This window comes from Halomarina rubra (genome assembly GCF_023699475.1).
In the GTDB taxonomy this organism is placed as follows: domain Archaea; phylum Halobacteriota; class Halobacteria; order Halobacteriales; family Haloarculaceae; genus Halomarina; species Halomarina rubra.
Window position 1 is genome coordinate 573,517 of the sequence record NZ_JALXFV010000002.1, and the last position, 25,117, is coordinate 598,633.

Sequence of the window (25,117 nt, forward strand, 5' to 3'; positions counted from 1 at the left end):
CGACGGACTCGCGAGAGTCCCGATTGACGAACACGATACATGAGTGAGCAGGCCGTGACGATACCCACAGCGACCCCGTAACAGCCGTGCGGTAGCAGTCGGATACCTGCTGCTGAGGGTGTAATCGTATGTCACGACAAGGCTCTGCGGTAACGAGCGAAGAACAGTTCAAAGACCAGCTTGACGAACTCGTCGCCTCGGCTCGCAGCAACGGCGTCGACGTGGAGGGGGCATGGTCGTGTCGGCTTGACGTCGACCGCTACGACTTCGAGGTCCTCGTCTCCGCGGTCGACGCTGTGTGAGCGATAGGAGCACGTCACCGAGCACTCAGCCGTCGTCCGTCCGTGCAGGGGCAACGGTGTGGTCGATGAGGATGTCCATCGCCCGGCGAATACGCTCCGACGCAGCCTGGTGGGAGATGTTCATCTTCTCGCTGATGGTGTCCAGGTCGACCGCGCGTGGCACTTCGAAGTAGCCCATCTCCGCGGCGTAGACCAGGGCGTCGCGTTGTTTCGGCGTCAGGCCGTAGTGGTTCGAGACCTCGTTGTCCGGTGCCGGTTCGTACTTCCTGATGAGGTCGAACTCGAGGTCCAACTCGCGACACGTCTCGTGGAAGTGCTGGAGGGCATCGTTGCTCGGGAACTCGACCTCCATCCTCCAGCCACGGTGGGTCCCGACACACTCGTCGACGATACCACCGACGGCGACGAGGGTGTCGTAGATCGACTTCGCTCGTCCCTCTTCGATCTGCTCGACCTGGTACAGCCTGCGGTCTGCGAACTCGGTGAGGCAACTCGGTGCGGTGACCGTCGAATCGTCGTGCATCGCCGCTTCGAAGGCGTCGAAGTCGTCGGCGGTGACCCAGAACAACATCAAGAGTTCGTTGTTGGGGGTGGTGCTCGACGCCTCCCACTCGATGCGTACGTCGGGGAACTGCTGCACTGCGGTCATCAACGTCGGCTGCTGGAACGTGTACTCGACGATTACGGGACCTCCGGAGTTGACTTCACCCGACATCAATAGGTGAGATTTGAGGCAGCCGGTATAACGGTTAGGGAGAACGGCGTGGATACGACGTCTCTACGAGAGCGAAATCGTTCGAGGTGGAACGACCGAACCCGCGAGTAGGCGGGAGAGAAAGGCCGACAGGACTATCGGTAGCGTGCGCTGGTCGTCGTGAACACCGCGACGTCGTCCCGAACGATGACGCAAAACAGGTGGAAGCCACCGGTCGACGTTGGTTCCCGTGCCCAAGTCGGAGACGGCCTCTGACAGCCTTTTGCCTCGCAGTAACAGGTAGGACACACGACACAATAGTTCCCCTGCCCCATATGTCAGGTTCGTCGTTTGGTACCACACCGTCCCCTCCACTCGCGACCCACCGTATCACACAGACTGCTCCACTGTGGCTTTCGAGGTTCGGCTGAACGCTCCGCTGTAGTTCTCTCTCGACGTCTCTCCTCCCGAGCGGACGGTCCGCACGCCGTGACGGCGACTACAGCTAAGCCGTCGTGGCGGCTGTGTGTCACATGACCATCGACAGTATCGAGGACCTCCGCGAGCACCTCCAGTGGGCCATCCAGGTCGAACTCGCGACGATTCCGACGTACCTGTACTCGATGTACTCCATCGAGGACGCCCACGGTGTGCCCTACGGTCTCGTCCGGAGCGTCGCCGTCGAGGAGATGCTCCACGCTGCGCTGGTGGCGAACGTCCTGACCGCCGTCGGTGGTCGCCCGCGGTTCTACGACGAGTCGGTGGTTCCGTCGTATCCGATGGCATTGCCTCACCACGAGCCCGAAATCGTCCTCCAACTCGAGGAGTGTACGACCGACGTCGTCGAGCGGGTGTTCGTCGAGATCGAGAAGCCGAAGTCGGCCGAAGCGCTGCCCCAGGACGACGGCTACGCGACCATCGAGCAGTTCTACCTCGCCATCGAGGAGGCCATCGAACGCCCGGGCGGACCAGCGAGATTCGACCCCGAGAGTGCGACCCGGCAGCTCGCCGACCCGCGGTACTACGCACCCGTCGAGTACGACGCCGAAGACAGCGGTGGGCTGTTCCCGGTCGTCGACGTCGACTCCGCCTGCGAGGCTATCGACATCATCATCGACCAGGGCGAGGGGTTCCGGCCGGACCACATGTACGCCGACCCGGCCCACGAGGAGATGACCCACTACTACAAGTTCAAGCGGCTGGTCGACGGCACGTACGACCTCGGAGCGACCCGGCCCGTCGTGACGAACCCGGACCCGGCGTCGTTCCCGCCGTCGCTCCGGCCCGTCGCCGACCTGTTCGACGCGAGTTACAGCTACCTGTTCGTCCTCATGGACGCCATCTACTCGCCGCTCGACCAGGCCACCCGTGACGGCCTCGTCTGGTCACTGTACGGCGTGATGGCACAGGTGCTCCGACCGCTCGCACGCTACCTGACCCGACAGCCACTCGGTGATGGGACCGGCAAGCACGCCGGGCCACCGTTCGGGTTCTACCGGTTCGACCCCGAGGGCGACCCCCGGGACGAACTCCGCGCGCTGTCGACGGCGGTGGGCGAGCGTCACGACGAACTCGACGGAATCGACAAGGTGATTCGGAGTCTCGAGGCGCTGCCGGAGGCGTGAGGCGGCCGGTCAGGCGCGGTCGGTCAGAGGCCGCGGTCAGAGTTCGAGTCCCTCGCCGCCGGCGTCGTGTCGTTCGGCCCACCGCGAGCGCTCCTCGCACAGCGAGGAGAGGTGCTCGCCGGCCATCGCCGCCAGCCCGCACAGTGCGACGAAGGCGACCGTCCCCAGCACGGCCTGAACGAGCGACCCGCCGGTCGCGGCGTTCGGGCCCGTCGGAATCTCGCCGAACGCGACGCCCTCGACGACGACATCGAACGCGACGCCGACGACGAGCCACGTCACGGTCACGGTAGCGATACCGAACGCGGCGAGTCGCTGGTGACGCCGCGAACGCCGCGGGAGGTGGCCCCGGTCCATGATGTCGGTGTAGCGAAAGCCGGCGCGGGCGACCCGCGGGTAGACGAGATAGAGGATGGGCGGGCCGAGGAATGCGGCGGCGACGAAGTCGTTGACCGTGATGACGGTCGCGAACACCGAGAACGCGAACAGGCCGAGCACGTCGAGGCCCCACGCGATGATGGCGGCAGTGCCCGCGGCGGCGACGAAGGCGGCGACGAGGTACTCGAGGAGTTGGTGCGGCGAGCGCATGTCGGGTTCCTCGCCGCTCGACAGCGGGCCGAGGTTGCCCCAGAGTTTGTACGCGGCGAACCCCAGGAAGAAGTTCCCGACGAACCCGAACACGCTGCCGCTGGTGAGTTGGCCGCTGAACGCGTCGCTCAGCAGGTTACCGAACGCCGCTCCCCACGCCGCCGCCGGGCCGACGATGAGGCTGAACACGATGGGCAGGGCCGTCGCTGGACGGACCGTCGTGAACCCCGGGACGATGACCAGCCCGCTCGACGGGATGAGCGCCGTCATGTACAGCGCCGCGATGACGACGGTGATGGCGACCATCTGGGCGTTCCGCCACATCGCGACGACCTCTCTCATCGCTCCGCCTCCCGCGTCGCTCCCGTCGCTCGCACCGTTCCGGGCGCTCGTACCGCTCTCGTGGCCCGCACCGCGCTCGACATTCGTACGGCTCTCGTCGCGTTCATATCTCCACCCGAGCGGGCGACTGCTCGGCGCGGCCGCCGGTGCGTTCGAGGGTCATCAGGCCGGCCAGTGAGGCAGCAACGAGACCGACGACGACGAGCGACACCAGTCCCTCGCCGAGGACGCCGAGCAAGACGAGGAAGACGACGACGCCCAGTCGTGCCGCGAGCGACCGGTCGTCGAGTCCCAGCGGCGGTTCGATGACCCGCTGGGCGACACTGCTCCCGAGCAAGAACGCACCGACGCCCGCACAGATGGCGACGCGCTCGCTGAGGCCCATCGTCGTCCCGCCGAGTGTGGCTTCGATGGCCGCCTCGACGCCGACGCCGATGGCGATGATGCCCGCGTGGACGGGGTAGTGCGCGAAGATGTACGACAGGCCCTCCTGTCTCGCCAGTCGCCAGTCGCCGTCGTCGGTGAGCACCCGGTCGATGACCTCGTCGTCGAAGTGTTCGAAGTAGAGCCACCAGACGGCGACGGCGATGGCGAACCCGCTCGCACAGAGCACGAGGATGCGCGGCCCCCACTCGGGGACGGAGGTGCCGACGGCGACCGCCAGGATGGTCTCGCCGAGGACGAGGATAGTGAACAGCCCCAGTCGCTCGGGGAAGTGCGATATCTGGACGACGATGGTCTCGAACCCGAGGTACACCACCGAGATACCCGCGAGGCTGATGACGTACGAAGCGATCCAGAGGCCGAACCGTCCGGGTTCGGGCACCAGTAACGACAGCGCCCAGACCGAGGTCACCAGCACTTCCAGGCCGATCCACGAGAGCACGAACGGCCGAGCCTCGGTGTCGAGATACTGCGCGCGGAGGTGGAGGCCCGTGGTGATACCCCGGAGTGCCAACACCGCGGCGGCGAACGCGAACGACCCGCCGCTGAGCGAGTCCTCGATGGTCGCCGAGAGGAAGATGACGGCGAACATCGCGACGACCAGCACGACGTTCGAGAGGCCGTCGTCGGTGTCGTAGGTGTCACAGTAGTAGCTGATGGCGAGCCACACCCACCAGACGATGGCGAACAGTCCCGCGAACTGGACCAACCCCATCGGCGTCAAGTGGTGGTGGAGGAACAGCCCCAGCTCCGCGAGCGCGACGACGAAGACGAGGTCGAAGAACAGTTCGAGCCACGTCGCGTGTCGTGGGCTGTCGCTGTCGCCGTACACCGCCGGTGGTCGGACCACCGGCCGCCGGACCCCCCGTGGATGGAATCGCACCGCTCTCATTGCTCTCGACCTCCGTGTGCGACGTCTCCTCACCCGTCACACCAAGCCACACGTAGAGACGCGCGCTCAGGAGATACCGGTGTCGTTCCGGTCAACTGATGCATCGTGGGAGCACCGCCCCGGCAGTCTCGGCGACCGTCGACTCCACCGAGCGGACTCTCAGCCGACGCCCAGCTTTACTCGTGACAACTGCGACTAACTAACCGCGCGGACGGTCGAGGGCGACCGGTGAGACGATGGCTCGATTCTGGGAGGGCGTCCTCGCGACACTGCTCGTACTGCTGATTCTCGTCGTCGCAGCGTTCGCACTGGGGCTGTGGAGCATCGACGACGGCCAACCGGTCGCCGGTCCTGGCGGTGGCGGTGGCAGCGGTGTTGACGCTCCCGACGACGAGACGACAGAGACGCCGACCGACCCCGGGACCGACACGGAAACGCCGGGTACCACCGAGACGGCGACCACGACCGACACCCCGTCGCCCACGACCGATACGCCGACGCCGACCCCCACACCATCACCGACGCCGACCGAAACCCCGCCACCGACGGACGCGCCACCGACGAGTCCATCCACGACGGAAGCCCCGTGAGCGGTCGGGGGTGGGAGACTGACGACGAAGCCACAGCCACAGTCCGGAGTCGCCTTCGCGGCCACGACGCCGTCGCACACGGCTGCCTCCGTTGGCTCCTGTTTGAGATTCTCGAGACAGTCCATTAGGGCAGTCTGAAGGGTGTGGTGGCGGTAAACAGACGAAATGTACTCTTCCTCGGTCACCCCCAATTCCCAGTGGGAGAGAGTACGTTTCGTCTGTTCGTGGCGAGGAGAGGAGGTTGGGCCCGTGGATAGGTGACTACTGGTAGAGTGGGCTGAAGTGGCCGACTCGCTTGGCGGTCGCTCGGACTTCGTGGAGAAGGCACGTCGAACAGCGCGTCTCGAGCGGGGCCGTGAGTGAGAGTACGTTTCGTCTGTTATTCGGTTCCTGAGCGTGGGTGACTGCTGAGAACGGTCGCACTGCTTTCAGGACGGATTCATCCCAGTGAACCCCACATAAGTGGTGACGAGTGCCGACCAGAACGATTGCCACTGATCACTCGAGTGGCTTCGCTGTTGGGTCTTCACCTAGCTCGAGTGACTCGCGTGTTTCGAGAACGATTGCAGCATCGAGGTCGAGTTCGTACTCGAAGTAGTGTCCACCGCTGCGGCCTTCGTTTCGCTCGTGTTGACTGAAAAAGCCGAGCATGTGAAGCTCTGATAGGTGGCCCTGGATACTCTTGAGCGTGGTCAACGGGTCCGTGCCCCACGAGCGGGCGACCCCTTCGTAGGTCGTCATGATCTGCTTCGACCGGGCAGGTGTCTGACCGTCGCGTTCGAGGCGGGCGACCGCTTCGAGCACGTACTGTGCGTGTTTGGTCTGGTCGCTGATTCGATTGCGCAACCGTCCGCGCTGAACAAGCGACCGCGCTCGCGAGACGTGTGTATCGGTGACCTTCGAGTCACCGTTTTTCTCTGCGACCTCTGCACCGACCCGGAGCAGGTCGATGGACTGTCTTGCGTTGCCGACGTCTTGGGCAGCGATTGCAGCGGCCGCACGAATCGCAGACTGGTCGTATCCCCCCTCGACAAATGCGTCTTCAGCCCGGTCCTGAAGGATAGTCTGGAGCTCCGTCGCGTTGTAGGGGCTGAAGGCGATTTCGACTTCCATCAGCGTGTCTTTGACCTTCGGTGAGAGCGACTTCCGGAACGTGTAGTTGTTGCTGATGCCGATGAGTCCGAGTCGTGCTTTCTCGATGTGCCCGTTCGAACGCGCACGTGGAAGTTCGTACAGCAGGGTGTTCGCGTCGTCGATGTGGTCGATTTCGTCGAAGACGAACAGGTGTGTCCCACCGATGCGGTCGAGTTGGTCGTACAGCGTCTCGAACGCGTCACCCGTCCCGAGTCCTCGGCGCGGGAACGGACTCGCATCTGCTGGGAGCAGTTCGTTCACGAGCGTCCGGACGACGATGAACAGCGACTTGCCGTTGCAGTTGACGGTGTGGACCGAAAGGTCGTCTGCGGCCTCGCGCGTTTCGACTTCCGCGAGGAGTGCATCCATCATGTACATCGTCACCGCGGTCTTCCCGAGTCCGGCCTTCCCGTATATCATCACGTTCTCGGGGTCGTTGCCGAACAGGACGTCACGAAGTGCGTGGCGGTACTCGTCGATTTCCTCATCCCGTTCGAGTATCTCGTTGGGTTGGTGTTCCTCTCGCAGAACGCTCTTATCGGCGAAGACTGTGTCCGTAATATCACTGAATGGGCCGGACATCAATTCTATCTCCGAGTCCAGTAGGCAGGTATATAATTCATTCCTTCGTCTGTTTCGTCTGTTAGTCAATAGAGTGAACTGTCGATGAAGAACGAACCACTCGGCGCTCATCCAGTGTTCACTGTTGGATCGAACAGACGAAACGTACTCTCTCTCTTCGACAGTGGGATTGAAAAGCGACGAACATTTTTCTGCTTCTGAACGGTCGACCCGGTAATCAACACCTCCTCGTCCACATTCCCGATGTCAAGGACTGTAGGTTCGAAGTATAGTCGGCGACTGATTGGCCCCCGCAGTGTAGGAGATGAACAGACGAAACGTACTCTCTCACTGCCCCACTCGCTTACAGTGTGCGTCGTCATTCAATTGATTCTGACATGTACTCGGCCGAGTCTAGAACCATTATTATGAATCAGTCAAACTGCCTCGTATGGCCTTCGAAACCCATTCTATCGCCAATCCACAGAAGGTGTCCGAAACGATTCCTGGTGCGATGCGGTCTGCAACAGACGTCGAAGTGTTTGATTCCCGAACAGATGCAGCTCGCTGTCGTGGACTCACAACAGCTGGCCCATCGATCGATGGGGACGACGATGCGGTAGTGCTCAGAATGCACAACGCAGGATTCAGTGGCGGTCGCTTTCTGTCGGTCGACCGCACCACCCTCGATGCACTCGTCGACACGAACGCACTTCGCTGAGACGAACGAGTTCGTCGACTCTCGATACCGCTTGTTCTGAACACCGAGATGTCCCGAATTCCCGCTCTCACAACCTCCACTGTCCAGAACGAACAGACGAAACGTACTCTCTCGAACCGCCCTACGGGGAGTTCTTTCAATCTGGCCACGCAACTGAACTCCAGGGAGGTGCCGAACTGTACCGCACCCGAACGCCAGAAACGTCTGTGTCGCCTAGATTCCTGTCTCCCTCTGTGAACTACCCCACCCTCAAGCGCTCGCCTGACGGCTCGCGCTTGAGGGTGGGGCTTCCTGTTTCCACGACGCGCTTTGCAGACACAACAGTGTCCACAGGGAGCGCGGTCTCCACAGGCATTGCTTCGGAGTGTCCCGCTCCTAACCGCCTCTCGATACAACGAGACAGAATGTTCCACGCCGCGTTCGCGTCTCTCTCCGCCTCAAACCCACACGCCGGACAGGCGTGTTCACGGACCCACAATGGCTTCTCCGTCGAAACGCCGCACGACGCACACTCCTTGGTCGTCCCTCTTGGATTGACCGCCACGAAGTGCGTCCCCCCGCTTGCACTTGTATTCGAGCATCCGCAGGAACGTTCCCCACGCCGCTCCTGCGCGGTTCCGCGAGTTGCCCGGTAGTTCCACCAAGCCCTTCGCGTCCAAATCCTCCACGGCTACGAGGTCGTATTCTCGGGCGTAGTAGTTCGAGAGTTTGTGCAAGAAGTCACGACGCTTCTGCTTCAGGTCGGCGTGCCGCTCGGCCACAACACGGCGCTGTTTCTCCCAATTCACAGAGCCGTGTTCCGAGTAGTGGTCCACCCCGACCCCGAGTACCACACCGAGGGCGATTCCCGTGGCGATGTTGTCGGTCGCGACGCCGATCGCGATGCCGACGCCGATGCCGGCACCACGCGTGGTCGACGAACCGTCTTCTGCTGTGGGCTGGGCCATACGACTACTGTCGAGAGATTCACGATAACTGTTCAGTAGCACGCCCCACGAGCAGGCAGGGACCGCGAGCTGCCCCCGAGACCGGTCCGTGATGGCGAGGTTCGACCACTCCCTCCGTGGAGACTCATCGACTACTCGGGTGGACCCACACCGCGTTTCGCCTGAAAACTCGTGACTATCGTCCGAACAACGACGTGAGACGGTCACGCAGCGAGCGACGCTCCCCACCGACCGTCTCGCCACCTTCCACGGCGCTATCGGGACGGGCATCGCTATCGCCGCCACCGTCGACGTGGACCTCGCCTCGGACGGTCGGGCCGTCGACGCGGACGTCGTGTGCGCCCAACCGGACGCCCTCGCTCTCGCGGACGTCGAGTCCGGCGGGGGCGTTCGGCACGTCGATGGTCAGTCCGTCGATGGTCGAACCGTGGCGGCCCTCGAGGACGACCGCCGCCTGCCCGCGACAGGGACTCGACCCCGTCACGGTCAGGTTCCGGATGTCGACTCCCCACGGCTCGTCGGGCGTCGTGTGGCCGTCGAAGCGTTGCTCGCGTGGGTCCATGAACCAGACCGGGCGCATGTCGAACGCACACTCGACGGTGGTGTCGTGGAGGTCGATGGCTCCGTCGGAGGGGTTGACGAGGATACCCGCCATCCCACGGCCGTACGTCGAACGCAGGCGAATCGTACAGCCGTAGATGCCGCCGCCGGACTTGCCGTACTGTGCGCTGGAGACGTAGACACCTGCGGTCCCCGTCGGCGGTTCGGCGTCGTCGACGACGTTCTCGGGGTGGGCGTTCTCCCAGTCGACGACGATCTCGCAGTTGCGGAGTTCCGAGCCCGCACCCATCCGAATCGCGGCCATGTCGTTGTTCCGGAAGACGCAGTCCTCGAAGCGGACCGAGCCGTCGTGCTTGCCGGTGTAGAGGCCACCGTCGCCGCCCTGGTTCGCGATTTCACAGTCCCGAAACGTGGCGTGGCCCTCGTGGTCGAACACGCCACCACCGCCGTCGCTCGCGCCGTGGCCGGCGAACACCGACGGGCCGGTCTTGCGATAGCGGACGATGGTCGCCTCGCCGTGTTCGGAAGTGATGGCCGGGAGAATGGACCACCGGCAGTACGGTTCGCGCCCGGAGAAGCCGACGTGGTCGACGTCGTGGACCTCGACGTTGTCCTTCGCGCGTAGCCAGTTGCCGACGTCGCCGCCCTCGCGGGCGTCGGTGTTGTCGAACGCGAGGTTCTCCAGGAGTATCCCCTCCGAGTTGTACCCGCCGCGGACGAAGTAGCCCGACTCGCCGCTGACAGTGCGGAAGGTGACGTCCTGTGGTTTCTCGCCGAGGCCTCGGATACCCCAGTCGGTGAGGTCGCCTCGAACGCACGCCGGTTCGTCGCCGTCGTCGAGCGGGAAGGCGTACTCGCCAGGTGGGACCTCGACGAGCAGACCGTCGTCGGTCGGGACGTCGATGGGCTTCTCGCCGTCTGCGTCCCAGCCGAGGTCCTCTGTCGCGTGAACGGTTCTGTCGAAGTCGATGTCGTGTCGATTCATTGGAGCACTCGGCGCGGTCGCCACAGCCCGCGTGGCTGGGCCAGCAGACGTGACCACGGTAGAAGAACCCCAGCCCTGTGACTCCTCGATACACCGGCGTCGAGTCGTCGACGACCACACCCCCGACCGACTCGGTCGGCAGCGTCGTCCCGCGAGTGGCTCGTCTTCGACTACGGCTGCTGTGGAACGCCGTCCACTGCCGTCGTGTCGTTCGGACGGGGCTGGTGGCGTGTCCTCGCTGAGAGGTGGTCGACGACGTAGTTCGCGTCCCTGCTGACACCGGTGAACAGCCCCGACGTCATCGCGTACTGGAAGAACAGCCCGACGAAGTACAGGCCTGGCTGGTCCGGGACCAGACCGCGCCTGTGGACGGGCTCTTTCGGCTTCTCCTCTCCACCGAAGATCGGGAGGTCGATCCACGAGAACTCGGGACGGAAGCCAGTACACCAGACGACGTTCGCGACGTCGCGAACGTTGTCTTCACCGACGACCGGGCGACCGTCGCGGACGCCGGTCGTGCGAGGCACCCGCTCGACGCCAGCCGCGTCGATATCACTCGGCTTGACCCGGACCAGCAGGCCACCCTGTGACAGTATCGTCGGGCGGACCCGGCGGCCCACCGGTGTACTCGTCGTGAGTATCCGGTGGAAGAGCACGCGCATCACGAACGGGACTCCGAGGTGTCGGCCGACCCAGGAGTCGATGTGGAACGGCACGTGACCAACGTCCCGGCCCGACAGCAACGTCTCGTGTCCGTCGGCGACGTCGAGGGCGATCTCCGCTCCCGAGTTCCCCGCTCCGACGACGAGTACGGGGCCGTCTCGTAGCTGCTCGGGGTTGCGGTAGTCACTCGAATGCAATTGAACGACGTCCTCGGAGAGTTCGGACGCGAACGCTGGAATCGTCGGGACCTGGTAGCTCGCCATCGCCACGACGACGTTGTCCGCTTCGAATCGGCGGTCGCCGGCACGCACGAGGAACCCGTCGCCGGTCCGTTCCAACCGGTCCACCCGGACGCCGAGTTCGACGGGGAGGTCGAACCGGTCGGCGTACGTCTCCAGGTAGTCGGCCACCTCGTCTTTCGTGGGGAAGGCGTCGGGCGACCCGGGGAAGTCCATCCCCGGCAGGCACGAGTAGCGTGCTGGTGTGAACACCCGGAGGGAGTCCCAGCGGGACCGCCACGGGTCGCCGACGCGGTCGCCCGCGTCGAGGATGACGAAGTCGTCGTCGTGCTGCTTGAGGTAGTACCCGGTCACCAATCCAGCCTGCCCGCCGCCGATGACGATGGTGTCGTGTCGTTCGGTCATACCCTGACTCCTCGGCGAGTGTAGGCACCGACGGGAAGTGATGATGTCGCGTGCAGGATTTCAGGGGGTGAAATCTCGGGGATGGCCCGAGTCTCGCTCTGTCCGTGACTTCGGTCGACCGGGGGGCCACTCTCACGACGACGGTCGTTTGTGGCACGTCACGACGGTGCTCGGGACTCGAAGGCGGTGGGGTCGACCGGCGTCGCCCCCTCGCGGACCTGCTCGAAGACCGAGACGGCCCACTCGCGGGCCTCCGGCGCGTCCGTGTCGACGACCGCCACCAGCGCTCCCGTCGACGCGTCGTGACAGCAGATGCCGACGCGGTCGTCGACGATGCCGAGGCCACACCGGTTACCGTCGGGTAAGTTCTCGTGGACGAGTACGGTTGCGTTCTCACAGCCAGCGACCTCGATGATGCGCTCCGGATTCCAGGCGAACGTCCCCTCGAGTGCCTCGGGCGTGAACACGTACTCGAACGCCATCCCCTCGAGGACCGCGCCACAGGCCGTCTCGAGGTTACTCGACTTGAAGACGATGTTGTCGAACCCGCGTAACGACGAGGTCGACGCGATGAGTCGACCGAGGCGCTCGACCGGTTCGTAGGGGTAGGCGGGGCCGGGGTACGACACCACCGCGTCGGCGAAGAGGTCGACGGAGAACCCCGGCATCTCGCGTGGCAGCCACAACCAGACGTCTCGAAGCTTCTCCTCGATCTCCATCGCGTCCCGAAAGGCGAGGAACTGGTCGGCGACGTACTCGCCGAGGTGAGTCAGCCCGTAGGTGGGGCCATCCCTGACGAGCCACTTTCGCTCCTGGAAGTCGGCCAACACCCGCCCGACGGTCGGCGAGGAGGCACCGGTGGCCTCACAGAGCGCTCGACGGTCGGTCGTCCCGTCGGCCAACGCTTCGAGGACCCCGACGCGGTGGGCCGACAGGGCGAGGAACTGAATCGTGGTGATATCGACGGTCATGTGCCACGTAGGGGGGCGAGGAGCTTAGCATTTCTACGGCGGGCGAGAGTCTGTCGCCCCGTGATTCGAGGTGCTCGCGGAGCCGACCAGTGTCGCGGATATACCGCTGACTTTCGATTCAACAGAAGACACTTGCCGAGTCGATGTCGAGAACCGAACGTGAACCGCCGGTCCCTCCTCGCGTCTCTCAGTCTCGCCCCTGTCTCGATGCTCGCTGGCTGTTCGGGAAGTTGCAGTCAGGGACTGTTCGGCACCTCGATGCCACACGACGGAGCAATCGCGGTCGAACGCACCGACTCCGTGCCCGAACGAGCGACGATCATCCGATTCTCCCAGTTACCCGCCTCCGAGCAGTCGATTCTTCGGACGGGAGTCGAGGACGGCGTCGTCCGGGCGTGCTTGGACGACGAGGACGAAGCGACCAGCGCCATGTGGTCGTTCTCCAATCGATTAGCGGGAGACGAATCGTATCTCGCCTACAGAGACGACCACTACGCTCTCTGGGCCCGAATGACCGACCAGGTCTACGGTGGGTCGGCATCCCCACCGGAGACCGACGCGGACCCGTGTTGTTGAGCGCCGGCCATCGTCCTCCTCACGAAGACGCGTCGCCTCCCGACTTTCGCCCCCGGAGGAACGGTTCCCCGTACGGCTCGAACGGGACGTCGACGGCGAACCCCATACTGGCCAGTTCGTCCTCGATGTCCGCCACCGAACTGCCCTGTGCTTGGAGTCGGTCCTCGTGGACCTCACAGTAGACCGTCCGACAATCCGGGTGCGACAGCGTCGATTCGAGACCCGACAGGACAGCCCCCTCCGCCCCCTCCACGTCGATCTTGACGACATTCGGGATCGGCAACTCCTGTTGTTCGACGTACTCGTCACCGACGACGGAGTCGACGCTGATGGTGGCGTCGACAGCGTCCCCGTCCTCGACGAAGGAGTGTCCCGCCGGACCGGTCTGGTGCGTCCCGTTGAAGTGGGTGATTCCCAGCTCACGGGTCTCGTTCGTGTCGGAGAGCGCGACCCCGTGGACGCCGACGTCGGCGTCGTTGAGCTGTGCGTTCTCGCGGAGTCGAGCGGCGTTCTTCGGTTCCGGCTCGAACGCGACGACCTCCGAGTCGACGGCCGACGCCGCGAGACACGAGAAGACACCGATGTTGGCACCGACGTCGTAGAACACGTCTCCGGGTCGCAGTGCCGCGAGGACGTCCGCGAGGACGACCTCTTCGGGTGAGTCCCGCACCGCGCTGAACTCGTTCGGCGTCGTCATGTGGAAATCGGCGTGTGCGTCCCCGATAGTGATGGTCCCGACGTCGTCGGCGAGACGGAACTGGAGTTGACCGCGGAGTCTCAAGACGGACGTCGCCGCACCGTACAGGCCGAAGCGTTTCAACCAGTCGACAGCCCGCCGCTGACTAACCCCTGACATACCCCCGCTTCATTGAATGTCCGGAAATATCTTTCTACAACTAACGCTTCCAATCGGGATGCAAATCGGCCGATATTCTACCGTAAGAACAATTCAACGTGCCGAGACTGCCAGTTCGAACGAAACGACCCCGAACCACCGAACGCCGTTCGCCGAACTGTCTCTGTGGGGTCTTCGGGGTTTAGAGCGATGTGGTTGCCAGATGCACGCTTTCCAACTCGTGGAAGTGGCAATCAACGGGGGGACGGCCACTTCGATTCGCACCGACGCACCTGCCAGTCCCGTACTGCGTGTGAGACGATGTAGACAATCGTGAGTGGGCCGCGACTCACCGGTGACTGCCAGAGCGACTTGGTAGTTCGGCCACTCACGATACAAGGGGCCTTTCTTGTCAATCTATTAATCGTACGCTGGCGGAGGGACCTCATGGGGTGTCTTGTCCACATCTCGAGACCGAGAGAGACGCGTTTCTGGTACGGAAGGGGACCACCTGGGAAGTCCCTTCGAGGGGTGCATCGTGACGTGCGGACCGAAGCAGTCCCTCCGATACCACGGGTTCGGCGAAACACCGAGCGACCTCGCGTGGCACTCTGCAACGGTTCAGCAGAGAGATGCCAGGCTACGCTATGACCGTATCAGACCGTCAGTCGACGAACGACGCCCTCCGAATCGTGCTCCTCGCCGTGGGCACGCTGTCGCTCGTTCTCGTGTCGAACCGGCACTCGAAGAGGGCCAAGGAGGTCCACACTCTATCCGAACCTCGACAGACCACCTACCGAGGAGCTCCGCGTCACCCAGGAGTGGCGGGGCTGTCAGCCGCGTACTGTGACTCTGGTGAGCGGTGGCGTCACCTCGCCGTTCAGTAGCCGCGTCCGCGGCTCAACAACCATCGAATGAGCTGTCTGAGGTCTCGAGACGAGGGTGCCCCACCGTACACAGAGACCGTATCGACACCCGAGTAGCCATGCTCGCCGGAGTCGTCGCGCTCCCAGTAGAGCCAGACCGTGTCGTCCCCTCGTTCGAGACCCGTCTGTTCGACGGGGAACGTCAGTGTGAGTACCTCCGTCGTGCGCTCGTGGTCTCCGTGGCCCGTCGTCTCCTCCGTGATCTCACCGTCGTCAGTGGGGCGGGCCCCCGCACCGTCGTCGAGCGCGGTTCAAGAGCCGAGACGATACCGCACGTCGCGCTCGGTGGGGTCGAACGTCTCTCGTTCACCGTCCGAGTTCAGGAACTCCGAAGGACGTACCGCGACGGAGACCTGGTCGTGTTCGTCGACCTCGACGAAGTTCTCCTCGTTTCCCGGTATGAACGTCGATGTCCAACTCGACCGGGAAGTGCGCCGCTGCAACGCCGCTGAGGGCGGGGATAGCGACGATTCCTGCACCAACCCCCGCCGCTCTGCCGAGGAATCGACGGCGGTCGAGGCTGGACGAACTGGACGGTTCCGGGTTCGACGACGTATCTCGGGCCATGTTGCGACTGTCGGTACAGAGAGTGCTCGATTACGGGTTCTGGTCCATTCGGCGAACGCACTACTCGAATCGATGAACTGTCGAACAGACTGTATCGGATTCGTCTCCAACTTGGAGAGGTCGGACGCCCAGTCGAGAGTCCGTTCACGTTGGTGCGCCCGTATTGGGGGGTTCGCCTCCGAGTCGTAGCGACTGACGGTCCGGACCGACCCGTCAGAATTTGAAAATTGGGCAGCCTTTCGTAGACGAGTTGGACGATAGCACAGTGCCGACGGCGAGATGCAGGAGCCACGGTGAGAAATCGCCGCGTCGTTCCACAAGGACTACTTTTCCACCCCGAGAAAGCCCCGTACAATGTGGTCACCCGCGCTTGCGGCGGCGTTCGAGGCCAGCGACACGCTGCACTCCGTGCTGTTCGTTGGCATCGAACTGGGGGATCGGGGAGTAACCATCGTCGGTCTCGTCCTGATTCTGTTTCTCATCATGGGGTCGGGGTTCTTCTCGTCGTCTGAGATCGCCCTGTTCTCCCTGCCGACCCACCGGGTCGACGCGATGGTCGAGGAGGGCAAGCGCGGTGCACATCTCGTCAAGTCGCTCAAAGACGACCCACACCGCTTGCTCGTGACGATTCTCGTCGGAAACAACATGGTCAACATCACGATGTCCTCCATCTCGACGACCATCGTCGGCATCTACTTCGACGCGGGGACGGCCGTCATCGTCTCCTCGCTGGGCATCACGTCGATGGTCCTGTTGTTCGGTGAGAGCGCGCCCAAGTCCTACGCCGTCGAGAACACAGACTCCTGGGCACGGACCGTCGCTCCGGGTCTGAAACTGTTCGGGAAGGTGATGTGGCCGCTCATCACCCTGTTCTACTATCTGACGACGTTCATCAACAAACTCACGGGCGGTAACGCCTCCATCGAGTCGTCGTACGTCACTCGCGACGAGCTTCGGAACATGATCAAGACGGGCGAGCGCGAAGGCATCCTCGAAGAGGAGGAGCGTCGGATGCTCCAGCGTGCGCTGCGGTTCACCGACGCGACCGCGAAGGAGGTGATGACCCCTCGCCTCGACATGGAGGCGATTGCCACCGACGCGACCGTCGAGGAGGCCATCGACGCGTGTATCCAGTCGGGGCACGCCCGCCTGCCGGTCTACGAGAACTCGCTGGACAACGTCGTCGGCGTCTTCGACATCCGAGACCTTCGGGGCACCGACTACGACAGCTCCTCGGACATCGACGTCGAGGACGTGGTCAGTCCGACGCTCCACGTCCCCGAGTCGAAGAACGTCGACGAACTCCTCACGGAGATGCGCGAAGAGCGGCTGCACATGGTCCTCGTCATCGACGAGTTCGGAGCCACCGAGGGGCTCATCACGATGGAGGACGTGCTCGAAGAGATCGTCGGTGAAATCTTGGTCGGAGACGAGGACCACCCCATCGAGACCGTCGACGAGACGGAGGTGGTGGTCCACGGCGACGTCAACGTCGATGCGGTCAACGAAGAACTCGGCATCGACCTCCCGGAGGGCGAGGAGTTCGAGACCATCGCCGGGTTCATCTTCAACCGCGCGGGCCGCCTCGTCGAACAGGGCGAACAGTTCGACTACGAGGACGTGACGCTGCAAGCCGAGCGGGTAGACGACACCCGCATCCAGAAGGTACGAGTGACCGTCGACCGCGGCCCCACCGGCCCGGCCGGAGGAGACCCACCGGCCGACGGGGCCGGAACCGACTGACTGCTTAGCGGGCACCTCGCTCCCGGCCTGCACGACCACGAGGGCGTGTGGTCGGGAGCGGCCTCCCGGAGTGGGACACCTCGGCTTCGAGGGATGGGTGAAATCCATTAGGGAGGCCAGAGAAGATGCTCGGTGTCTTCGAACGATGTACGACAACATCCTCCTCCCGTACGACGGTAGCGATGGCGCAGCAGCGGTCCTCCATCACGCCAGCGAAATCGCTCACTGGGCCGATGCGACCATCCAGGTGCTCTACGTCGCCGACACGTCGCGTGACAGCGTCACCGTCGTCGAGGGCCACACGGTCGACGCGCTCGCAGAGCAGGGAGAGGACGTCGTCGAGGAAGCCGCAGAGACGCTCGACACGCTAGGCGTCTCGTACGACACCGACGTCGTCCAGGGAAATCCCGCCCCGACGATCGTCGAGTACGCCGAGCGGTACGAGCAAGACCTCGTCGTCATGCCGACCCACGGCCGCGATGGCATCTCGCGATACCTCGTGGGGAGCGTCTCGGAGAAGGTCGTCCGGCTCTCTTCGGTGCCGGTGCTCACCGTCCGCATGCAGCCCGACGAGACGCTCGAGTTTCCCTACGAGAACATCCTCGTCCCGACCGACGGAAGCGACGCCGCGATGAACGCCGCCGAACGACTCGTCGAACTCGCGGCGTCGCTCGACGCGACCGTTCACGTCCTGTCGGTCGTCGACGACACGACACTCGGACTCGACGTCGGGTCGACGGCCGCCCGTGAGGAGAACGAACGGGCCGCCACCGACGCCGTCGAGACCGTCGCCACGATGGCCGAGGACCACGGGGTGTCGAACACCGTCCGTCACGTCGAACACGGTTCGCCCGTGGAGGTAATCCTCGAGAGCATCGAATCGAACGACGTCCACGCAGTCGGGATGGGGACGACGGGGAAACGCGGCACGGACCGCATCCTGCTCGGCAGTGTCGCCGAGAAGACGGTCCGCTCTGCTCCCGTCCCGGTCGTGACCGTCGCCCAACCGGAGTGAGGCCCTCCACGGAGGGTCTCGGATAGCACGGTCCGACTCGTGTACGGTCCGTTTCGTGGTTTCGGGCATCGACTGTCCTCGCCTCCCGCGCCGTGAGATGTCCCAGGTCGCAGTCCTCGGTGGCTGCAATCGGATGCAGCAGGTCGCGTTCGACCCCGCCCGACAGTGAGGGACAGTGGGAGCCTCGCGCGCTCTCACTACGCCGACTGCCGGTGTGACCACCGCTCTCGTGTCACCACGTTCTGAATCGGCTGGTAGGCCCATACCCTCTCACGAAGTGTCTCCGTCAGATTCGCGTGGCCCGTGCCTCAGTCTCTCGTGAGACGGGCTATCGTTCACGGTTGTATAAGTTAAGCGTTATATTCATTCGATGCCGAGCAAAGATATCGCGGCCCGGTTTCGCTTCCTCTCGGTACGGTGGTCTCTGGGTTTCGGCGAGGTTCGACATCAATGTGGCAAGAGTACATCATAACGGCAGTGACGCTCGTCTTGACGGTCTCGGTTATCCCGACGATTCGTGACCAGAACGCACACGTCCCACTCGCGACGTCCGGGTTGACGACGGTGGGGCTCTTCGTGAAGACGCTGATGTTCGGGTCGATGGGGATGACGTCGCCGGCAGTCGGCGCGAGCCTGGGCTGTCTGATGTGGGCGCTGCTCGCCTACCTCCGCTCGGGCATCCGCGAACGGCTGTTTCCGGCCAAGTCCACGTCCTCCAGCCCGGACTCGACGGTCGCGGAGTTCTCCGTCGGCGACGACTGAACGCGACCAGTGTATCGACCGCGACGGACTCATCGAACACACGGAGGCCGTATTCTGACGCACGATGCCTGGAGGTCCCCCAGTCTAATCACGCACACGGCTCACGAGCAGCCGGAAGACACCGATTCGACGATCGAAAACGACCCACTAGTCGACTCACGCTCTCCGTCTTCCATCGCTGAGAATCGACGAACAAGTTCACTTCGGAGTCAGTTCGGAACGACTCAGCTGTCGGACGCGTGCCGCGAGTCTAACAGAGCGGGTACTGAATCAGCTCTGTGCGGTCGGCTCCTCGCAACGCTGACGAGGTTCCTTCGTCTCGACTTTGTGCGACAGTGCTGGCCCGTCTCCATGCTCTTCGACGGCCAACTCGATTAGATGGCCGTGATATTGGGCTGGAATCTCTACCTGTGTCCTATTACCCTCGTTGAGACGAGTAGATACCGTATATGAGCCCTGTTGACAGCCGAAATCGTCAGTTGGGGCGTACATCGTTGTGACTCCATCGTCTGGTGCCGCCTCAAGCTGATACGTCTGTTCGTGAACCCGCTCGTCGCCACGAGTTACCCGCAGACCGATACTCTGGGCAGTCTGAAGCGTGTTTTCGAGTTGAATGTGCCCCAGCCGGAACGGCGCTGGGCCAGAGTTGGTGTCGCTCCCGAGTGCCGCACATCCAGCAAGCGCAGTAGAGAGCATCGCACTGCCAGTCGCCAGCGCGGACCGTCGATTCATACCAGATAGTCATGGATTTACTCTAAAATATTTTGTCGGAGACACATGCCCCTGCTAACAGACCCACACTCTCTGTCTACCAAATCCGGCTATCGAAGCGAATAGTGGCTTTCACGCCGGTTCTCAACGACACACCCTGGACCCGTGCCGCGAGTGGTTCCTTAAATACCAGAGTGTCCAGCGACAAAAGATATTTATCAGACATGAACTGGTTGCGTGTATGTATCGGCGAACCCTCCTCTCGTCGCTCGGCGCTCTCGGGGCGACCACCCTTGCAGGCTGTTCATCGACCAGCGAGGAGGGGCTCCCGGCTGGTAGTCTCCGGTTCATCAACCGGCACGACCTCCCGCATCTCGTTTCGCTCACCGTTCTCGATGCTGGCTCGTCTCTCGCGTCGTCGGGTGCGTACGAGAACGGCACGCGAGTCACGGGAGATGTCTCTGGCAGGACGCAGCGAGTGGGCGCCACGACAACGACGACTGTCGGCCCCGGTGAAACGACACCCTTCGAGACCATCTTCAGCGAGCCGGTGTGGTACGACGTCGAGTTCTCGTTCGATGGCTCGACCGAAAACGGACGGACGGCGTACCATCCAGCACCGCCCGACAGGGACCACGGAAACGTCCTCGAAGGCGTCATCACGGATTCTGGGAGGTCGTCGTGGCAGGTTTCGAGTACCGACAACTTGGGAGTATTCGCCAGCCGAAACGACAAGTGAATCACAGTCTCACGCTCTCCGTCCATCGAAAGCAGCGACCAGTGGGCGAGTTCGTTTCACACTGGGAGGACGCTGATTCGGCTGGTAGTGTTGTGCCGCGTGTGTCTCAAACGTGGTCGGGGTCGACAGCGATCACTTCGACGTCGTAGTGGTTGTGGTCGCGAGTGGTCTCGATGACGTATCCGCCTCGGATGTCGATGTCGCCCGCTTCGGCAGCGTCGACGAGGTCGCTGAGTCGGTCGTGGAACTGGCCTCTGGTTTCGATGGTGACTGGTATTTCGGACATAGAACTCTCTGTGAACGAGCAAACCAGGATTCAGGGGCAGTTCACAGAGAAGTCGGTCTCCACAGGGGAATGCCACGGTCGACAGGAACCGTGAGTCAATCGTTCACATCAACTCACGAGTGCCAGAGGTATACCGTTTGTTCTCATCCCTCAGTGACAGCCATCTCCTAGTGACTCACCTGTTAAACGGATTGTGACCGATGTCGCCCATAGATAAAAAAAAGCTGTCATTCAAACCAACTACGATGGGAAAAGACGACCAGTTGAATGGGGTACCGCTGACTCCCCACGAGCGTGAGGTGTTGCTGACAGCACTCGATCGAGGGTACTTCGAGGTGCCGCGCCGCATCTCGATAGTCGCGCTCGCCGAAGAGGTCGGCGTCTCCGACCGTGAGGTTACCGAACACCTCCGACGCGCGATGGCGAAGGTGCTGAACCACGGGCGTTGGCAGCTCCCGCCCGAGAGAGACGAATAAGAACCACGAATGCGAGGCAGAGGCTGTCTGTCTACGGATTCCCGGAGATAATTGGCCCGTATCATGAGTCTATCACGAGGCAAGAAATGTCCGGGTCCATCTACATGGCACACAAGGCAGGTGGTTAACACTTCATAGTGGCGCAGACGGTGATGGACGCACTCACCTTGTGTGCGAAGTGTGGTCGACCTACCTACTTCGAAATTGATGAATGCCGTGAAGGTGGAAGAGTTCCGGCACGTCCTGCGAGTGTGTCCGGTCATCGGGCAGCAGGCGTGGTGCCTCTGACAGTCCATCGACGCTGTCCGATGGCGACTCTTGTTCAAACGGAATCGCGTCTGTGAGGTCTGCTGTAAAATGGTTCAGTGCTAGACAACACTCTGTGATAGACTCACGCCCACTATCTATCAATACCGGAGGCTCGGCTGATAGGCACCTGATGTGCCTCTAACAGCCTTGGTGTCATAAATTCAGAAAAATTTATGCACACTATCACTACTCGATGGACGATGGTCTCCGCACTGTCTCCAGGCCTCCTCTCTTTCGTCGTGTTCGTCGAGTCGTTTCTGCTCACTCTCTCCTATCTCACATTCCTGTACTGGGAAGAATCCGATGCGGGACTTCTCCCAGTCGTCGTCCTCGTGGTCGTGCTACTGTGGGCACAGCGTCGTCAGCACACGTTCGAAGATCACCCGCTACTATCGTCGACGACCGCCCTCACGGGACTCCTCTACTGTGTCGTAGTTCCGCTGGCGAGCAGCTTCGCTCTGGTCGTGGTGGTGCCGACGACACTCGGCGTGCTTGGATGGATTGGAAGTCTCCCCCTCTCGACTATCGCACACGCCTCTGCAGGGTTCGTTGCCGACTGGAATCGGACGTTTCTGACGCAGTGGGTGTTGGTACACACGTTCTTCGGTGGTGCCGTCGCTGGTGGGCTCTCACTCGTCGGACGCTCTTGGTGGGTGATAGTCCGAGAGACGGCTTCTCCCGGCAACGATTAGATCCGTCCCTACGGAAGCGTCGGCTATCGATTCGCCTTCTACTCGGTCGAGTCCCACCTCTGACCCATCATGTTGCGGCGTGCAGTCGTGGTCTTCGACCGTCTCTGAGACGCAATCCACCGTAGAATCGGGCTGGGCGACTCACGCGCTCTGCCTGCCGACATCGGCGGTTCGTACCACGGCTCTCTTCCGCCCCGATACAGTGTGGTTCGGCAGGAAGCGACGTGTCGCATGCGTATCGTGCCGCCTCCATCGACGTGAACCGAAAGCTTATACGAAAACCTCTCAGTTGTGCTGAAAGATGGCGAAACCGTGGTCCCGGCGTGACGTCCTCCGACTCAGTGGGATGGGAGTTGCGGTTCTCACAGGTTGTGCCGGTGACCAACCGCACGAGACCCTCTCCAGCACCGACTCTACACCTCCGCAGACGACGTCGACGACACCTCCTTCCACCTCACCGACGCGGACTCCGACGGCCACGTCCTCGCCCACCGCCGAGGAGGTCTCGGTGATATCACCGCCTGCGTGTGATGAGGACCTCGTTCGGCTGAATCGCCCGACTGAACCAGTATCGTACGACCCGGTCGACGAATTCGAACTGACGGCGAGTGCAGAGACGGTGGCTCACGGCGCGGACATCACGTTCGCGCTCAGGTGGGTCGAATCGACTGGCGAAGCTCCGGAGACGGGCAACGAGGAGCTGTTCACTATCGACCGGCGGACCGATGACGGCTGGCAGTCGATATACAGTATCCGAGACCCACCGGACGCGGGCTGGACCAGTCTCGCACACATCGCTCAATCGGACGAGACCCCACCACTCACGTGGTTCGAGTGGTCGTTCACCGCAACACGAGACGGACTGGCCCACGCGACACAGTTCAACGTCCCGTACGCCGTCTGTGAGCCCCTCGCCACCGGAACGTACCGTTTCGTCTACTGGGGCCTCGGGGAGAGAGCGATCGGTTATCGGTTCGAGATGACCGAGTAAACAGGTGAGCCACCACCAGCGATGATGGGCAATCGGACCGAGTGACCGACAGAGGTTCACAGCGGTGTCACGCCAGCAGTCGTGCGTAACTGCCATCCGCGCGTGTCTCCGAGAGTGAACTACCGTGGCGTCCACCACTCACTTCCGGGAGGTACAACGATTCCGACAGTGGTGGCTCTGGGCGATTCTCGGCGTCGTCGGTCTGGTCTCGGTCGTCTCGGGCGGCCCTATCGGTATCCTCGTCGCCGGGGGTATCGTCGTCTTCGTCTGGTCGCTGAGTCTGACGACCGAGGTCCGGAACGACGGGCTCTACATCCAGCTCTGGCCGCTTCAGCGGTCGTTCCAGCGAGTTCCGTGGACAGCTATCGAATCGGCCGAAGCAGTGCGCTATCGGCCGCTCCGTGAGTACGGCGGGTGGGGAATTCGCTGGCGACCGGGCACGGTCGCGTACAGCGTCAGTGGCTCGCGTGGCGTCTTCGTCTCGAGAGACGGCGACCGTGATATCCTGGTCGGCAGTGAGCGCCCAGACGAACTCGAAACCGCGATCCGAGAACAGTTGCACACTGCAGTGCACTGAGGCCGCCTCGCATCGAATGCTTCCGTTCTGCTCGCGGCATCATCGAACAACGCCAAAAACATCTACGACGCTCCGCAGAACCAGTAGTCACAGACGCACAAATCAGTAACAGTCGACAGCCAATCTAACCATAGAATGACACATGCTGCGATCGAATCCCCGAACTTTCGGGCGAAAGTGGAGGTCATTCAGTGAAGGCCGGTCGCAAAACCAGATTCCGAACCCACCAGAAACATTGATTTACCCGAAGTTGTGAACAAATAGGCAATGCGATTTATTGGTCCCCCTTCCCGCGGTCAAAGCGAGGTTCTCGGGTTCGTCTTGCTCATCGGGATGGTCGTGCTCTCGGTGACGACATTACTCATCGTCGGCGGTGGGGCACTGGATAGTCTCACAGAAGCAAGTAACGCTGAGAACGCCGAGATACTGATGTCACAGTTCGATTCCGAAGTGAGTGAAGTCTCACTGGGCAACTCCGAGCGTAAGCAGTTTCAGTTCAGTGGCGAGGGAACCGCATCCGTCGATGAGACGGCAGGCACGATCACAATCAGCCAAATCGGCTGTGGGTCATGCCCGAATGAAATCCTTCAGACGTCTCTCGGCGAAGTCCGGTACACTACCGGGTCGACAACTGTCGCTTTCCAAGGTGGTGGAGTCTGGCGAACGAACGGTGACCACACGACGATGACATCGCCCCCTGAGTTTCACTACACGTGGGGCAAAGACCCCTCGACAAATCCAACGCTGACATTCCCCGTTGTCACAGTCAGTGGCTCGGAGGATATCTCGGGGCAGGCCCAATTGACCAAGGGGAGTTCGACATCGCTGTTCCCCAACGAGGCAGCAAACCTGCGAAACCCCCTGTCATCAGGGAGCATCAAGGTCACTATCGAGAGTGTATTCTACCAAGGCTGGGAGACCTACTTCAGAGACCGGACCAGTGCTGAGACCGTCGATGTCGATGAAGACGCCCAGACCGTTACTGCAGTGCTCACGATTCCAAACAAAGGTCGAGAAATTGCCGACGGCATCGCAACCGATGGACAGCCCTTATCCGTGAAAGGGTCTGGAGCCGTCGACAGCTATGACTCTTCGAAAGGGTCATACGCAGATACGAAAGGAGATTCGGGGAGTGTCTACGTCGGAGATGGACTAACAGAACGAGGTGGTGGTGAGATACTTGGCGATATGCGCGTCAATGGAGACTACGATGGTGGTGGGGGTGTTGACGTGACCGGCCGGCTCATC

Annotated in this window: 24 protein-coding genes and 1 pseudogene; 15 read left to right on the plus strand and 10 right to left on the minus strand. The window is 62.5% G+C overall.

Features of this window, described 5'->3' with window-relative positions; all coding sequences use genetic code 11:
- Positions 1 to 128: 128 nt before the first annotated feature.
- Positions 129 to 302 carry a hypothetical protein gene (locus tag M1L36_RS04245; protein ID WP_250872467.1) on the plus strand — a complete coding sequence of 58 codons (174 nt, stop codon included), beginning with the start codon at positions 129 to 131 and terminating at the stop codon, positions 300 to 302.
- 25 nt (positions 303 to 327) lie between these two features.
- Here M1L36_RS04245 and M1L36_RS04250 read toward each other — a convergent pair whose 3' ends face one another.
- Positions 328 to 1,017, minus strand: a complete 690-nt coding sequence (locus M1L36_RS04250; RefSeq protein ID WP_250872468.1) for a helix-turn-helix domain-containing protein — start codon at positions 1,015 to 1,017, stop codon at positions 328 to 330.
- A gap of 512 nt (positions 1,018 to 1,529) precedes the next feature.
- On the opposite strand from M1L36_RS04250, the gene M1L36_RS04255 reads away from it, so the two are divergent.
- Positions 1,530 to 2,621, plus strand: coding sequence for a ferritin-like domain-containing protein (locus tag M1L36_RS04255; RefSeq protein WP_250872469.1), 1,092 nt, complete (start codon positions 1,530 to 1,532; stop codon positions 2,619 to 2,621).
- Between the two features lie 36 nt (positions 2,622 to 2,657).
- Here M1L36_RS04255 and M1L36_RS04260 read toward each other — a convergent pair whose 3' ends face one another.
- Together M1L36_RS04260 and M1L36_RS04265 are read right to left on the minus strand one after the other, a co-directional pair.
- Positions 2,658 to 3,551: a QueT transporter family protein gene (locus M1L36_RS04260; RefSeq protein WP_250872470.1), complete on the minus strand. Its 894-nt coding sequence runs from the start codon at positions 3,549 to 3,551 to the stop codon at positions 2,658 to 2,660.
- A 103-nt stretch (positions 3,552 to 3,654) separates the two neighbouring features.
- Complete coding sequence (locus M1L36_RS04265) at positions 3,655 to 4,887, minus strand: low temperature requirement protein A (RefSeq protein WP_250872471.1); 1,233 nt, start codon at positions 4,885 to 4,887, stop codon at positions 3,655 to 3,657.
- A gap of 236 nt (positions 4,888 to 5,123) precedes the next feature.
- Between M1L36_RS04265 and M1L36_RS04270 the strand changes: the two genes are divergently transcribed.
- The gene (locus M1L36_RS04270) at positions 5,124 to 5,477 is read left to right on the plus strand and encodes a hypothetical protein (protein ID WP_250872472.1); all 354 of its coding nucleotides are present in this window, start codon (positions 5,124 to 5,126) and stop codon (positions 5,475 to 5,477) included.
- 498 nt (positions 5,478 to 5,975) lie between these two features.
- Here the strand turns inward: M1L36_RS04270 and M1L36_RS04275 are convergent, their stop codons facing one another.
- Positions 5,976 to 7,193 (minus strand): orc1/cdc6 family replication initiation protein, encoded by a 1,218-nt coding sequence (locus M1L36_RS04275; RefSeq protein WP_250872473.1) that lies wholly within the window; start codon positions 7,191 to 7,193, stop codon positions 5,976 to 5,978.
- 430 nt (positions 7,194 to 7,623) lie between these two features.
- Here M1L36_RS04275 and M1L36_RS04280 point away from each other — a divergent pair, with 430 nt between their 5' ends.
- Positions 7,624 to 7,893 carry a hypothetical protein gene (locus tag M1L36_RS04280; protein ID WP_250872474.1) on the plus strand — a complete coding sequence of 90 codons (270 nt, stop codon included), beginning with the start codon at positions 7,624 to 7,626 and terminating at the stop codon, positions 7,891 to 7,893.
- A gap of 238 nt (positions 7,894 to 8,131) precedes the next feature.
- On the opposite strand, the pseudogene M1L36_RS04285 reads toward M1L36_RS04280, so the two are convergent.
- The 4 genes and pseudogenes from M1L36_RS04285 to M1L36_RS04300 all read right to left on the minus strand — a co-directional run.
- Positions 8,132 to 8,693, minus strand: a pseudogene (locus M1L36_RS04285) (RNA-guided endonuclease InsQ/TnpB family protein); the annotation flags it as partial.
- Between the two features lie 322 nt (positions 8,694 to 9,015).
- On the minus strand, positions 9,016 to 10,386 hold the full coding sequence (locus M1L36_RS04290) for a right-handed parallel beta-helix repeat-containing protein (RefSeq protein ID WP_250872475.1): 1,371 nt from the start codon (positions 10,384 to 10,386) through the stop codon (positions 9,016 to 9,018).
- A 170-nt stretch (positions 10,387 to 10,556) separates the two neighbouring features.
- Positions 10,557 to 11,693, minus strand: a complete 1,137-nt coding sequence (locus M1L36_RS04295) for a flavin-containing monooxygenase (protein ID WP_250872476.1) — start codon at positions 11,691 to 11,693, stop codon at positions 10,557 to 10,559.
- Positions 11,694 to 11,851: 158 nt separating this feature from the next.
- Positions 11,852 to 12,664, minus strand: coding sequence for a helix-turn-helix transcriptional regulator (locus M1L36_RS04300; protein WP_250872477.1), 813 nt, complete (start codon positions 12,662 to 12,664; stop codon positions 11,852 to 11,854).
- A gap of 159 nt (positions 12,665 to 12,823) precedes the next feature.
- On the opposite strand from M1L36_RS04300, the gene M1L36_RS04305 reads away from it, so the two are divergent.
- A complete protein-coding gene (locus M1L36_RS04305) occupies positions 12,824 to 13,240 on the plus strand; it encodes a hypothetical protein (RefSeq protein ID WP_250872478.1) in 417 nt (138 codons plus the stop codon).
- A gap of 19 nt (positions 13,241 to 13,259) precedes the next feature.
- Here M1L36_RS04305 and M1L36_RS04310 read toward each other — a convergent pair whose 3' ends face one another.
- On the minus strand, positions 13,260 to 14,096 hold the full coding sequence (locus M1L36_RS04310; protein ID WP_250872479.1) for an FkbM family methyltransferase: 837 nt from the start codon (positions 14,094 to 14,096) through the stop codon (positions 13,260 to 13,262).
- A gap of 964 nt (positions 14,097 to 15,060) precedes the next feature.
- Between M1L36_RS04310 and M1L36_RS04315 the strand changes: the two genes are divergently transcribed.
- From M1L36_RS04315 to M1L36_RS04335, 5 genes are all read left to right on the plus strand, one after another.
- A complete protein-coding gene (locus M1L36_RS04315) occupies positions 15,061 to 15,453 on the plus strand; it encodes a hypothetical protein (protein ID WP_250872480.1) in 393 nt (130 codons plus the stop codon).
- Positions 15,454 to 15,922: 469 nt separating this feature from the next.
- On the plus strand, positions 15,923 to 17,311 hold the full coding sequence (locus M1L36_RS04320; RefSeq protein ID WP_250872481.1) for a hemolysin family protein: 1,389 nt from the start codon (positions 15,923 to 15,925) through the stop codon (positions 17,309 to 17,311).
- A gap of 145 nt (positions 17,312 to 17,456) precedes the next feature.
- Positions 17,457 to 18,326 carry a universal stress protein gene (locus M1L36_RS04325; protein ID WP_250872482.1) on the plus strand — a complete coding sequence of 290 codons (870 nt, stop codon included), beginning with the start codon at positions 17,457 to 17,459 and terminating at the stop codon, positions 18,324 to 18,326.
- Positions 18,327 to 18,776: 450 nt separating this feature from the next.
- The gene (locus tag M1L36_RS04330) at positions 18,777 to 19,088 is read left to right on the plus strand and encodes a hypothetical protein (RefSeq protein WP_250872483.1); all 312 of its coding nucleotides are present in this window, start codon (positions 18,777 to 18,779) and stop codon (positions 19,086 to 19,088) included.
- A gap of 952 nt (positions 19,089 to 20,040) precedes the next feature.
- The gene (locus M1L36_RS04335) at positions 20,041 to 20,538 is read left to right on the plus strand and encodes a hypothetical protein (RefSeq protein WP_250872484.1); all 498 of its coding nucleotides are present in this window, start codon (positions 20,041 to 20,043) and stop codon (positions 20,536 to 20,538) included.
- 106 nt (positions 20,539 to 20,644) lie between these two features.
- Here the strand turns inward: M1L36_RS04335 and M1L36_RS04340 are convergent, their stop codons facing one another.
- The gene (locus M1L36_RS04340) at positions 20,645 to 20,824 is read right to left on the minus strand and encodes a hypothetical protein (protein WP_250872485.1); all 180 of its coding nucleotides are present in this window, start codon (positions 20,822 to 20,824) and stop codon (positions 20,645 to 20,647) included.
- Between the two features lie 245 nt (positions 20,825 to 21,069).
- On the opposite strand from M1L36_RS04340, the gene M1L36_RS04345 reads away from it, so the two are divergent.
- From M1L36_RS04345 to M1L36_RS04365, 5 genes are all read left to right on the plus strand, one after another.
- On the plus strand, positions 21,070 to 21,300 hold the full coding sequence (locus M1L36_RS04345; RefSeq protein ID WP_250872486.1) for a helix-turn-helix domain-containing protein: 231 nt from the start codon (positions 21,070 to 21,072) through the stop codon (positions 21,298 to 21,300).
- A 509-nt stretch (positions 21,301 to 21,809) separates the two neighbouring features.
- Complete coding sequence (locus M1L36_RS04350) at positions 21,810 to 22,301, plus strand: hypothetical protein (RefSeq protein ID WP_250872487.1); 492 nt, start codon at positions 21,810 to 21,812, stop codon at positions 22,299 to 22,301.
- Between the two features lie 508 nt (positions 22,302 to 22,809).
- The gene (locus M1L36_RS04355) at positions 22,810 to 23,292 is read left to right on the plus strand and encodes a hypothetical protein (RefSeq protein ID WP_250872488.1); all 483 of its coding nucleotides are present in this window, start codon (positions 22,810 to 22,812) and stop codon (positions 23,290 to 23,292) included.
- Between the two features lie 124 nt (positions 23,293 to 23,416).
- Positions 23,417 to 23,869 carry a hypothetical protein gene (locus M1L36_RS04360; RefSeq protein ID WP_250872489.1) on the plus strand — a complete coding sequence of 151 codons (453 nt, stop codon included), beginning with the start codon at positions 23,417 to 23,419 and terminating at the stop codon, positions 23,867 to 23,869.
- A 267-nt stretch (positions 23,870 to 24,136) separates the two neighbouring features.
- On the plus strand, positions 24,137 to 25,117 hold a 981-nt coding region (locus M1L36_RS04365), incomplete at its 3' end, for a DUF7289 family protein (protein WP_439954810.1).

Bases quoted from the DNA above. Each gene is read 5' to 3' on its own strand.
- M1L36_RS04245 (WP_250872467.1), top strand. From the start codon at position 129: ATGTCACGACAAGGCTCTGCGGTAACGAGCGAAGAACAGTTCAAAGAC.
- M1L36_RS04250 (WP_250872468.1), bottom strand. From the start codon at position 1,017: ATGTCGGGTGAAGTCAACTCCGGAGGTCCCGTAATCGTCGAGTACACG.
- M1L36_RS04255 (WP_250872469.1), top strand. From the start codon at position 1,530: ATGACCATCGACAGTATCGAGGACCTCCGCGAGCACCTCCAGTGGGCC.
- M1L36_RS04260 (WP_250872470.1), bottom strand. From the start codon at position 3,551: ATGAGAGAGGTCGTCGCGATGTGGCGGAACGCCCAGATGGTCGCCATC.
- M1L36_RS04265 (WP_250872471.1), bottom strand. From the start codon at position 4,887: ATGAGAGCGGTGCGATTCCATCCACGGGGGGTCCGGCGGCCGGTGGTC.
- M1L36_RS04270 (WP_250872472.1), top strand. From the start codon at position 5,124: ATGGCTCGATTCTGGGAGGGCGTCCTCGCGACACTGCTCGTACTGCTG.
- M1L36_RS04275 (WP_250872473.1), bottom strand. From the start codon at position 7,193: ATGTCCGGCCCATTCAGTGATATTACGGACACAGTCTTCGCCGATAAG.
- M1L36_RS04280 (WP_250872474.1), top strand. From the start codon at position 7,624: ATGGCCTTCGAAACCCATTCTATCGCCAATCCACAGAAGGTGTCCGAA.
- M1L36_RS04290 (WP_250872475.1), bottom strand. From the start codon at position 10,386: ATGAATCGACACGACATCGACTTCGACAGAACCGTTCACGCGACAGAG.
- M1L36_RS04295 (WP_250872476.1), bottom strand. From the start codon at position 11,693: ATGACCGAACGACACGACACCATCGTCATCGGCGGCGGGCAGGCTGGA.
- M1L36_RS04300 (WP_250872477.1), bottom strand. From the start codon at position 12,664: ATGACCGTCGATATCACCACGATTCAGTTCCTCGCCCTGTCGGCCCAC.
- M1L36_RS04310 (WP_250872479.1), bottom strand. From the start codon at position 14,096: ATGTCAGGGGTTAGTCAGCGGCGGGCTGTCGACTGGTTGAAACGCTTC.
- M1L36_RS04315 (WP_250872480.1), top strand. From the start codon at position 15,061: ATGCTCGCCGGAGTCGTCGCGCTCCCAGTAGAGCCAGACCGTGTCGTC.
- M1L36_RS04320 (WP_250872481.1), top strand. From the start codon at position 15,923: ATGTGGTCACCCGCGCTTGCGGCGGCGTTCGAGGCCAGCGACACGCTG.
- M1L36_RS04325 (WP_250872482.1), top strand. From the start codon at position 17,457: ATGTACGACAACATCCTCCTCCCGTACGACGGTAGCGATGGCGCAGCA.
- M1L36_RS04330 (WP_250872483.1), top strand. From the start codon at position 18,777: ATGTGGCAAGAGTACATCATAACGGCAGTGACGCTCGTCTTGACGGTC.
- M1L36_RS04335 (WP_250872484.1), top strand. From the start codon at position 20,041: ATGTATCGGCGAACCCTCCTCTCGTCGCTCGGCGCTCTCGGGGCGACC.
- M1L36_RS04340 (WP_250872485.1), bottom strand. From the start codon at position 20,824: ATGTCCGAAATACCAGTCACCATCGAAACCAGAGGCCAGTTCCACGAC.
- M1L36_RS04345 (WP_250872486.1), top strand. From the start codon at position 21,070: ATGGGAAAAGACGACCAGTTGAATGGGGTACCGCTGACTCCCCACGAG.
- M1L36_RS04350 (WP_250872487.1), top strand. From the start codon at position 21,810: ATGGTCTCCGCACTGTCTCCAGGCCTCCTCTCTTTCGTCGTGTTCGTC.